Origin of the sequence: Amylolactobacillus amylotrophicus DSM 20534, from assembly GCF_001434555.1 — a bacterium.
In the GTDB taxonomy this organism is placed as follows: Bacteria; Bacillota; Bacilli; order Lactobacillales; family Lactobacillaceae; genus Amylolactobacillus; species Amylolactobacillus amylophilus.
The window spans coordinates 1-11130 of record NZ_AZCV01000002.1; the positions used below are offsets into that span (position 1 = coordinate 1).

10 protein-coding genes and 1 pseudogene are annotated in these 11130 nt (G+C 44.1%); 1 reads left to right on the top strand and 10 read right to left on the bottom strand.

Features of this window, described 5'->3' with window-relative positions; translation table 11 throughout:
- Positions 1–155: 155 nt before the first annotated feature.
- From FC62_RS02855 to FC62_RS02875, 6 genes and pseudogenes are all read right to left on the bottom strand, one after another.
- Positions 156–734: a DUF536 domain-containing protein gene (locus tag FC62_RS02855; protein ID WP_056946547.1), complete on the bottom strand. Its 579-nt coding sequence runs from the start codon at positions 732–734 to the stop codon at positions 156–158.
- Positions 727–963: pseudogene (locus FC62_RS07930) on the bottom strand (replication initiation protein); the annotation flags it as partial. The pseudogene FC62_RS07930 and the gene FC62_RS02855, both read right to left, overlap by 8 nt.
- Positions 964–1001: 38 nt before the next feature.
- Positions 1002–3584 carry an ABC transporter permease gene (locus tag FC62_RS02860; protein WP_054745446.1) on the bottom strand — a complete coding sequence of 861 codons (2583 nt, stop codon included), beginning with the start codon at positions 3582–3584 and terminating at the stop codon, positions 1002–1004.
- A gap of 2 nt (positions 3585–3586) precedes the next feature.
- Positions 3587–4291, bottom strand: coding sequence for an ABC transporter ATP-binding protein (locus FC62_RS02865; RefSeq protein WP_056946549.1), 705 nt, complete (start codon positions 4289–4291; stop codon positions 3587–3589).
- A gap of 27 nt (positions 4292–4318) precedes the next feature.
- Complete coding sequence (locus FC62_RS02870; protein WP_056946552.1) at positions 4319–5254, bottom strand: AAA family ATPase; 936 nt, start codon at positions 5252–5254, stop codon at positions 4319–4321.
- 115 nt (positions 5255–5369) lie between these two features.
- The gene (locus tag FC62_RS02875) at positions 5370–7079 is read right to left on the bottom strand and encodes a M3 family oligoendopeptidase (RefSeq protein ID WP_054745444.1); all 1710 of its coding nucleotides are present in this window, start codon (positions 7077–7079) and stop codon (positions 5370–5372) included.
- A gap of 183 nt (positions 7080–7262) precedes the next feature.
- Between FC62_RS02875 and spxB the strand changes: the two genes are divergently transcribed.
- Positions 7263–8999 carry a pyruvate oxidase gene (gene spxB, locus FC62_RS02880; protein WP_054745442.1) on the top strand — a complete coding sequence of 579 codons (1737 nt, stop codon included), beginning with the start codon at positions 7263–7265 and terminating at the stop codon, positions 8997–8999.
- A gap of 72 nt (positions 9000–9071) precedes the next feature.
- On the opposite strand, the gene FC62_RS08080 is transcribed toward spxB, so the two are convergent.
- The 4 genes from FC62_RS08080 to FC62_RS02895 all read right to left on the bottom strand — a co-directional run bounded on the left by FC62_RS08080 (position 9072) and on the right by FC62_RS02895 (position 10782).
- On the bottom strand, positions 9072–9239 hold the full coding sequence (locus FC62_RS08080) for a hypothetical protein (RefSeq protein ID WP_156408174.1): 168 nt from the start codon (positions 9237–9239) through the stop codon (positions 9072–9074).
- Positions 9240–9288: 49 nt separating this feature from the next.
- Positions 9289–9537 carry a hypothetical protein gene (locus FC62_RS02885; RefSeq protein WP_054745440.1) on the bottom strand — a complete coding sequence of 83 codons (249 nt, stop codon included), beginning with the start codon at positions 9535–9537 and terminating at the stop codon, positions 9289–9291.
- Positions 9538–9549: 12 nt separating this feature from the next.
- A complete protein-coding gene (locus FC62_RS02890) occupies positions 9550–10437 on the bottom strand; it encodes a cation diffusion facilitator family transporter (RefSeq protein ID WP_056946554.1) in 888 nt (295 codons plus the stop codon).
- Between the two features lie 81 nt (positions 10438–10518).
- Positions 10519–10782 carry a hypothetical protein gene (locus FC62_RS02895; protein WP_054745438.1) on the bottom strand — a complete coding sequence of 88 codons (264 nt, stop codon included), beginning with the start codon at positions 10780–10782 and terminating at the stop codon, positions 10519–10521.
- Positions 10783–11130 lie beyond the last annotated feature (348 nt).

The following is an 11130-nucleotide window of genomic DNA, read 5'->3' on the forward strand; positions in this document are numbered from 1 at the left end:
GACAAGACTAGTTATCTTGGTTTTTATCACAGCTACTCCCCCATAATTTTTATGAATATTAAACGACAAGTTAGTGCCATTCTATATCTTATTACCTCAAAAATAAAATTATTCGTAAATTGCTTTAGTTGAAACCTTAAGGCTTACATTAACTTTTACCAGAATTTCCACCAACGTTTAATAGCTCTATTTGTGTGTATGCCATCTTTATTACTACCAGATTTAACAATCTTCTGTTTAGCTATTTTGCTTTTTTTATCTTGGATGTTAAAAAGATCATTTCCGGTCGACAAGTTGTCGTTAGTTTTTTGAGTTAGTTGCCCACTTAGCTTTTGTACATGATCTTTTAATCGACGGTTATCTGCTAATGTTGCTAATTGTAATTGTTGCTGCTGATCCACCAATTTTGTTAGATGATCTATTTGTCGGTCTTTGGTCGCAAGCTGTTTGTCACGTTGAGACTTTAAATCTTCTATTTCTCTTCTTAGAGTGGCAATTAGCTCATTATTTTCTTTGCTAGTCTTTGTCACTTTTTTGCTACCTGTTTGTTGGGTATTTGCTACCAAAGGCTTTGCTACCTTGTCCCTAACAATCCTTTCAGCTGTAAGGCTGATCATGTTTGTACCTTGACTATCTTTTTGTCGGTTCTTTGTTGGTAGTCTTTGGTAGTGGTATTGAATAGTTTGTTTAGAGACCTTCAATTCGTCAGCAAGTTCCCTAATAGTTTTAGGCATGATTTCCAAACCCCTTTCGGAGTTCAGCAAGTGCTTCTGGTCTTGCTTGATCTCTTATTTTTTTATCGTGCTCGGCCTGTTTATCAGCCAATGCTTGTTTCTCAGTAGAGCCTAAAGTTAACCCCTTAACCTTGTCAATGGCGCGCCATTTTTCCTGCTCTGTTAATTCACCATTATGCTGAATGTTAAAGAGTTTTTGACGTTCATCTTGAAATTGACCTTGTGAGAAGTGAGGTATACCTCAAAATTCCGTAACTATTTTTTTAGCTATTCATTTGATTTCAGAGCATCAATCATATCGATGCCCTTTAGTTTCCTGTGGGTCACGAGCATCACGATGATAGTGAACACGATGGTTAACAGAATCGAAGTGACATAGCCTACCACGCCAATTGTTAACGGGAAGATCACTTCGTCGGTCATCGCTTGTCGTAGTATGAACCACAACAAGCCATTACCAAAGGCGACACCTAATATGATACCAAAGATGGTTAGGACAATATTCTCACGCACAATATACATCGTCACCTCGCGGTCAAAGAAGCCCAACACCTTGATTGTGGATAACTCACGAATACGCTCCGAAATGTTAATGTTGGTCAAGTTGTACAACACGACGAATGTTAATAGACCGGAGAGTAGGATGAATACCGCGACAATTGGACCTAAGTTAGCAATCTGATCGTCAAGTACCTTCTTTTGCTCACGGACGAAGCTGACGTTCACGACCTGCGCATCTTCGAGCAGCTTATGACCCAAATTATCTTCCTGATTTGCTGAGAGCTGATCGTATTTCAACAGCCAGGAATTTACCGCTGGTTTACTCTTCATGACCCGCTCATAATAAGATGGCGTCATGTACATAAAGTGGCCCAGGTAATTCTCCGCCACCGCGGCCACCTTGACTCGTACTGTCTGGTTGTCACCGTTCACTACGTTGAACGTATCACCCCGTTTAACATGCAATAAACTTGCGGCTTTTCGCGACAAAAGCACGCCTTCATTTGTCAGCTTGGCGTTAACCTTCAAGTATCTGTCAAAATCCGCTTTTGCTGTAGGGACCATCACATTGACAGACTCAATGGTCTGCTTCTTGTTCTTGATGGTCACCGATTCGCTGTGCACGGGTAAATGGCTTTCGTGTTTAGTCTCCTTAGCTAGAATACTTGCTAGCTTATCCTGATCGGTGTTTTCGGTGATAGCCGAAATCGCCCGGTAGGAGATTACCTGGTCGAACTGTCTCACGCTAGTCTCCGCAATCGAGTCTCTGATACCAAAGCCGGTCAATATGAGACCTGCACCACCGGCAATCCCGACGATTCCCATCCACATCCGCGATTTGAACCGAAACAGATTCCGATAACTAACCTTACGGTTGAAACTTAGTCTGCTCCAAAGTGGTTTAATTCGTTCCAGTAGAATTCGTTTACCAACCTTTGGCGTCTTAGCGAGCATTAGGTTAGCTGGTTTCTCTCGGAGCTCTCGATAAGTCACTAGCAGGACTGCGCCAAGCGTGGCAAATAAGGCCAAAAGCACCGCTAGCAAGATAGTTAACCATTCAAATGTGACTGTTGTCTCTTTAAAGACGAACATGTTGGCCATCATTCTAGTCACGATTTTCGGCAGCGTAGTAATGCCAATCACACTCCCCAGAACAATACCAATAACGGCAGCGATGAGCGCATAGAACACGTAGTTTCGTTCAATCTCCCTCCTGTGGTAGCCGAGCGCCTTTAGCGTACCAATCTGGGTCCGCTCCTCCTCAACCATTCTGGTCATTGTGGTAAAAGTAATCAGAATGGCAATTAAAAAGAAGAACAAGGGGAAGACATCTGCGATGACCGAAATCTGTTCCGACAAGTCGCCGTAGGCTGAATAACCGGATAGAGCCGTGCGCTCATTCAGCTGATACTTAACGGGATGATCCGTCAACGATTGTTTATTAGCGTTCAACTGACTAAACGCCCGATCCAGTTGCTGTTGTTGTGCCGTCAACTCTGGTGTGGTAGACTGGCGGCCGCCACTAGCTGCAGTAATCTGTGCCTTTGCGGCAGTTAGCTGTTTTTGTGACTGTTCAATTTGCTTAAGCTGCGCGGCAATCTTCTTTAAGAGACTATCCTGCCGTGCTTCTGCCCTACCGGAGAATACCTGCTTAATCTTTTTAGTTTCCTGTGCCACCTGGGTTTGATAGTCATCCTTAAATGGATTCAATGCTGCCAGGCGGTTAAAGCGAAAACTAATCTGACTAGGCTCTCTTTGGGTGAAATTGTTCTGTCTGAGATAGACAAAATAGTCGACTGTTCCCTGACTAGAGCTCGGCCTAGAGTGCTTGTTCACGAACTGCGGTGAAGTTACAAACCCCACAATTTTGTATGATTGCTCCTTTAATAAATCGGTTTGAACCTTAACGTTCTCACCAATGCGATACTCCTTTTCTTCGCGAGCCAGATCATCAACCACAACTTCGTTGGCCGACCGCGGTAGCCGCCCCTTCGTCAGGCGCGGCAGATTCAGTTGTCGCTCGGCAGAGTATGAATAGAATTGCAGCAGGTGCTTACTGTCCGTATCAACGGTCGTGACAATCTTCTCAGCTTCGACTACAGCACCCTGAACCCGCTGGGCAAGCTCTTCATCTTTTGTCGTCAAACCAGCAGTGGACACCAACTGAACGTCACTCGCGTGTTGGGTATTCAGATAGATCCGTGCATTCTTGTACAAGTCGGGTCCGGCAGACTTGATACCGACGAACAGAAGTACGCCGAGCAGAATAATCAAAACTATGGCAATGAAGCGTCCCCGACTAGCTGCAATCTTTCTCAACAGCAATTTAGTTTGTAGTTTACTCTGCATAATTACCACTCAATCTCTTCTACTGGGACTGGGTGCTCGTTTAATTCAATCTTTCTTACCTGTGCGTCGTTAATGTAGATGACCTTATCGGCCATTGGCGCGATGGCCGAGTTGTGGGTGATAATGATCACTGTTTTTTGCTGCTTGCGACTCACATCCTGCAGGAGCTTCAAAACCTGCTTACCAGTCTCATAATCTAGTGCGCCAGTCGGTTCATCTGCTAGTACCAGCTTCGGATTCTTTGCCAAAGCGCGCGCAATGGCCACACGCTGTTGCTCACCACCCGATAATTGCGCCGGGAAGTTATCCAATCTTTTGCCGAGGCCCACCTCTTGTAAAACAGTGGTGACATCGAGTGCATCACTAGTGACCGCGGAGGCCAGCTCCACATTTTCTAATGTCGTGAGATTTGGAATCAGGTTATAGAATTGAAATACGAAGCCGACATCTGTCCGGCGATACGCCGTCAGCAAACGGTCGTTCATTTCGGCAATATTAGTTCCATCGACATAAATCTCCCCGTTCGTGGGTGAATCCATCCCGCCAAGAATGTTGAGAATCGTCGACTTGCCAGCACCGCTTGGACCAAGAATCACCGTTAACTCTCCTTGGTCAATCGTAAAGTTGATATCCTTATTAGCAATTATCTGGGTTTCGCCCATTTGGTAAATCTTATTCACATGTCTTACATCAATATATTTTGTCATCTTGCTCCTTCGCTATGAGAATTGGTCCTACCAAATCTTCAGAACTTGATCGCGGCGCATATTGGACAGGTTAAATTGATGCACGTTCTGCTTCTCGTTTGGCGGAAAATCTTTCATAAAATCCAGGATGTTGACTAACCCTGTACTGTACGTCCAGACACCCTTCTCTTTTTTGATTGGGCCAATCAGCTCATTTCTGAGCGGTTTAGCAGAAATCAAGAAATGTTTGTTGTGAAACTTAAAAACAAAGAATGGTAGCTTATATTCAGCAATTAATTCTGCATCCGTCTTGGCCAAGTTAATCACATTACGGTATGACCCGAACTTCCGTGAGAAATCGTCATTAAACGAGAAATAGAAGTTACTGATATGCACCCCAGGAAAGTTCGTTGCTGTAACCTGATCCGGGATGGCATAGACGTTGTTGTACTTAAACAGATTGCGCTCACGTTGAGCCAGCGCACTATCCATGGCATTTGGTGTAATCGAGATTACACCCTCCGGAACTGTTGGACTCTCCTCGTACCAATCATACATCTTCTTAATGACATCGGGCTTTACCCAGTGGTATTGCACCCGTACCTCGTTTCTGGATAATAGTCCCTCAAGCGTATTGTGCTCCATTAAATCAACCACAAAAAGCTCGTAGTGATACTTATCGGCCAGTGGCTGATACCGCTCAATTGATCCGGGCGCCACATGCGTGCCATCGACAATGACAGTTTCACCACGAGCCATCTTCCCCTCTACCAAACGGTCAACGAGTTCCCTTGTTTCGGCGTTTGCTTCCTGGGTGATGATGTGGTGTAACTGCTGGCTAGGCTCATCGAAACTGTAGGTTAAGTTCCGAAAGAGTAATCTGATTTCATCTTGTGAGATAGTATACGGCTGCAAATGGTGCCGTGAAATGAAGGACGATTTTCCAGAACCAGGCGCTCCCCGTAATAAAAATAATTTTCGCACTGTTTCTTCCTCAATCTTCTAGTTATGTCTAAATTTTAGCATAAAAACGGGCAAAAAAAAGAAACGATAACTATCGTCTCTTACTTTTATTACTCAAAGTAACTAATGAACTCTACTATTTCAGTTCATCTTCTGACACTGAATTAAGTTGGGCCTCAATATCCGCGGTGATTTCCTTTAGTGTATCTCCCTCAAATGGTGATGCCAAGTGGCCAATCTGCAGCAATTCCATCATCGTCTTTGAGCCACCTGCCTTGGCCATTGCTAGGTAATCACTCCAAGCGGCCTCATCGTGCTCAACCTCGCGCCGTTTCCAGAACTGTTGGGCCACAACCTGGGCAATCGTATAATCGATGTAGTAGAAAGGCACATCGAAAATATGGCCCTGGCGATACCACCAAGTACCCCGCTCAAGGTCAGGATCGGCAGAATAATCCTTGTAAGGCTGGTATTCCTGCTCCAGTTTGCGCCAAGTAGACTTCCTCTCTTCCAGTGTCATTTCCGGATGAGTGTAGACCTCATATTGGAAGTGATCAACCAAAACACCGTATGGTAGGAACGTCATCGTACCTGCGAGATGACTGAACTTGTATTTCGGTGTTTGCTCCTCGAAGAAGAGCTTCATCCAAGGATAGGCCATGAATTCCATGCTCATGCTAAAGAACTCTGCAGCTTCAGTCGTTGGGAACTGCATGTCAGGCATCTTGATCCATTGCGCCATATATGTTTGGAATGCGTGTCCCGCCTCGTGCGTAAGCACATCGACGTCACCCATCGTGCCGTTAAAGTTGGCAAAAATAATTGGCGCGTGCCACTTCGGAATAAATTCGCAGTAGCCACCGCCTTCCTTGCCCTTTTTGGTTACAAGGTCCATCGTCTCATTGTTCACCATGAAGTCAAAGAAACGACCAGTTTCAGGCGACATTTCATGATACATCTGGTTGGCTTTTGCCACCAGCTCCGCCGGCGTGCCCTTCGGAGTGGCATTTCCCGTTGGAAACTCCAGTCCGAGATCAAAGTAGTCCAGCCTATCCTTACCAAACCGCTTGGCCTGACGCTGGTAGAACCTCGTCACTGCTGGTGTGACGTATTGCTTGATCGCCGCACGATAGTCATTGATCATCTCTTGGTCATAGCCAAACCGGTCACGGTTAGCAAAACTCATCTCGGCAAAGTTAGCAAAGCCAGATTCGTGGGCAATCTTAGTCCGGAGCTTAACGAGCTCGTCGTAGATGCGATCAAAGTCGGTCTCGTGCTCAACGAACCAGGCGGTCCGGGCCTGAGCCGCAGCCTGCCTGACTTCTTGATCCGTGTCGACCGAGTATTTACCAAGTTGTGATAAATTCAGCAACTCTCCCTGAAATTCAATCTCGGCGCTAGCAATTAACTTATTGTATTCCGTATTCAACATACTCTCTTTTTGGTAGTCCGGAATCAATTCTTGTTTGAACGTTTTAACTTTATTCTGCGCCATCAGCACAAAGGGCTCTAGGATTGTTCCGTCGGCAACCAGGTCATCCCGAAAGGGTGACGCCAGAACCGCTCTCGCAAAAGCAGTCTGTAAGTCCTCAACGTGGGGAAAATTTGTGTTCCAGAAATCATTTTCCTGACTGTAGAACTCGTCACGTGTGTCGATTGTATAACGGAAGCTGGCTAGCTCCTGATAAGAAATCACATCGCTAAAATAGCCATTAATCTTCTCCACGGCTAGTTTCGCGCTGGCAAATCCACCGGCGTTCTGGAAGTTGGTGAGTTCAGCTGTCACCTGCTCTTTCAACAATTCTAGGTCGGGGCGTACGTATTCCACTTCGCTTAATTTAGTCATCAATCTACTCCTCGCTTATTAATTGTTCTCATTATACTCTAAAAATACCACGCGTAAGCGGTGGATTATTAAATAAAACTTTTTCGTGAAAACGTAGACAAAATATTTGAATTACTAACTTTTTGTAAGTATAGTAATGTTGTAAGTAAAATTTTTGAATATTCAATGATGGAGGTCATAACGATGACAGAGAAGATTAAATCAGGTATTTCAATGGTCAAGGTCCTTGAGGACTGGGGTGTCGACCATGTCTATGGTATTCCTGGCGGTTCATTCAACAGCATCATGGACGCACTGCATTCAGAACAAGACAAAATCAAGTTTATCCAAGTGAGACATGAGGAGGTAGGTGCATTAGCAGCTGTCGGTGATGCTAAGATCTCCGGTCAAATCGGTGTGGCAATCGGTACTGCTGGACCAGGTGCAACCCACCTATTACAGGGTCTATACGACGCTAAGATGGATCACGTACCAATGTTAGCGTTAGTCGGCCAAGTTGGCGCCCAGGCAATGAATACCGATGGGTTCCAAGAAATGGACGAAGTCCCAATGTTTGGTGATGTCGCTGTTTACAACAGAACGGTGATGACGCCAGAATCACTGCCACACGTTGTAGACCAAGCCATCAAGCATGCCTACGAGCAAAAGGGACCTGCAGTTGTTGTTATTCCTGTCAGCATGGGCTGGGTTGATATTGATGATACGTTTAAATCTACCGCCGCAAACTACACTGTTAATTATCCAGCACCAAAAGATGATGATCTCCATAAAGTACTGGACATGATTAAGGCAGCAAAACGGCCTTTAATTTATATTGGCCAAGGAGCAAAACGCGCATCGACTGAAGTACAAGAATTTGCGCAGATGTATTCACTACCAATTACATCAACTGCACCAGCAAAGGGCATCGTACCGGATTCAAATATTGCCTATCTGGCTAGCGCAGGCCGGGTAGCTACGAAACCAGCTGTTGAGGCGCTGCCCCAAACGGACCTGATCTTCTTCGTTGGTTCAGACTTCCCATTTGCACAGTACTTCTTCAACCCAGCTGCCAAATTCATTCAGATTGATATTGATTCATCGAAGTTTGGTAAGAGACACCATACGGACTTGGCAATCATGGCAGACGCTAAGAAGTCGCTCCAGCGTTTAATCGAGTTAGGCGAGCAACAGCCTGAATCTGCTTGGTATAAAGCAAATATCGAGAATAATAAGAATTGGAAAGCTTGGGTTAAGAAGATGGGCGAGAGCACGATAACCCCACTACGAGTTGAGCCAATCTTTAAGGAGATTAACCGGATTGCAAAAGACGACGCTATCTTTACCGTTGACGTCGGTAATGTAACAATCGATGGTCTCCGCTTCCTTGACATGAATCCAAAACAAAGCTTCACTACTTCCGGTTGGTTTGCAACTATGGGCTACGCAATGCCAGCAGCAATTGGTGGCCAACTCAGTTACCCCGACCGTCAAGTCTTCTCAATCTCCGGTGATGGCGGCTTCGCAATGGTTGCACAAGATATCATCACCCAGGTGAAGTACAACTTACCAATTACCAACGTGATTCTTTCTAACGAATCATTTGGCTTCATCAAGGCAGAACAAGATGACACGAAACAAAGCCATTATGGTGTAGATATCGCTGGCGCTGACTGGGGTGCAGTTGGAACTGCGCTTGGTGCTAAGGGCTTCACGGTCCACAACGTTGACGAGCTACACGAGGCATTTAAATTTGCGAAGGACACAAAGATTCCGATCGTAATTGATGTTAAGATTGCAGATGAGCGCCCACTGCCAGTGGAACAGCTCCAACTAGATCCTGATAACTTCAGTGCAGAAGAAATCAAAGCCTTCAATGAGATTTACGATAGCGCTGATTTAGTACCATTCTCTAAGTACCTCAAAGACTTCAATGCATAATTAATCCTGTCAAACATGGCAACATTAAAAAAACTCGAATCCATTTAAATTGGACTCGAGTTTTATTTTGCCCTACCTGATTACAATCAACACAATTGCGCCAATCATGAATGCGAAAGCCAGTAACATCATCAATACACCGTGGCGGGTTCTGTTGTCTCTAAATGCCTTAATTGCCATGAAAAAGTCGACCACGCTCATTAGAACGACGAAGAGAATGCCAAATATATATGTATCCATTATTTTACCCTCAAAAAAAAGGATGAAAATCAGTTCATCCAATAATAGTTTAGCGTTTTAATTTATCAATACGATCACTAATCTCATCACCAGCACGCCTGATAGTCCGCTTGGTATCTTCGTAGATATCTTGTGATTTATCCTTAATCTTGTCTGTGTCGATGTTCTCGGCCTTTTCTTTCACCTTCCCTGCGACGTCCTTCGTCGTTTCAGATACCTTCTTGAAAGTGTCGCTCTTCTTCACATCTTCTACACTCTCAGTAATCTTATTTTTGATTTTATCGAAATCAAATGCCATTGCTGCTACCTCCTAATCATTCTTACCAATCTCTATCATCTGTTCATCTGCACCACGCCGACATTCAGCCTGCAATGTGACGTGATTGATTGTAAACTTATTATACAATTGCTCGGCAACTTTGTCATAGATTGTTTCTAGCTCACTAACTGTCATGGCAGAATCGACATTGATATGCGCATCCATCATAATTTGCTCACCACTGAAGCGCCAAATGTGCACATGATGGATATTTTTGATTTCCGGAACCGCTAACACCGTCTCCTTAACCGCTTCAAGCGCAATATCCGGATTAGACTCCATCAATATGTTAATACTCTCAACTACTATTCTGACTGCCTCACGTAATACAATGAGCGCAACCAGAATCGTAATGGCAGGATCGAGCCATGTAATATGCCAGAACTTGATGAAGATTGCAGCAACAATGACCCCCACTGAGGAAACGGCATCTGATAACATATGCAAAAAAGTCGATTTAACATTTAGATTGCGTTTGCTGTCGGCATGCATCACGACCATGGAAATAAAGTTGCCTAGTAGTCCAACGATGGACACTACCAACATCACATTGCCACCAATCTCCACCGGCTCGCTGAACCTTCTTAAAGCTTCGACAATCAAGAAGCCGGAAATGACGAGCAAGATGATTGCATTAGTAAAGGCAGCAAGAATCTCCGCCCGTTTATAACCGAACGTCTTCTTGCTATTCTTGTGCTTTTGAGAAATTCTGTGGGACACGAAGCTCAGTAGGATTGCCCCCACATCTCCTAGATTATGGACCGCATCTGACAAAAGTGCGAGGGAACCAGAGACAACGCCACCAATAAATTCGGCCAACGTGATTACCACATTAAAGACAGTAACCCAGAGAAATTTTTTAGATAATCGATCGTGCATGTTCGCCCCTTCTTAGCTATTTTATCAGCCGTTATTTTTTACTTACGACCTCAGTATAGCAAACTGGACGAAAAAAAGAAGCTAGCTAATTACCCTAGCTTCAATATCAATTTCTGGACAACGGTGTGCTTGACGGAACTTATCAATTGCTCGTTGCATTTTCTTCTTCGCAATCACAGTACGATAAACCAGATCATATGCGTGTTCATCATCACAATTATCATATTCCAGGATGGTGACAAAGGCTGAGTTCTCATAGATTTTCTGGACACGGCCAGTAAACTCCTTCTCCATCACTCCGTTTGGTTGACAAATAACTAATTCTCCGACTTTAAGTTCTGACATAAACAACACCCCTTTCTATTTAACACATATTATACTTATGGTTTAGATAAATCAAAAGCCCTGTCAATAAAATGTAATAAACTACATTGTTATTTATTGATACACATTTATACTTATAGTCGGACCGGAAATGATGAAAATCCCTTATTATTCACGGTTTTGAGCAATTGCTTCTTCGTCGGATTTAACACTACAAGTTATTATCAGAATTATTTTTGTTATGTAACAAAATATACTGCAGGAATACCGCACACTCTCGTCATAGCAAAAATCTAATAAGCGTTATCAACTCGTGATTTTTCGGATCAATTTACTTCCCTTCAGCAGGAGCAACTATAATAAATAGTA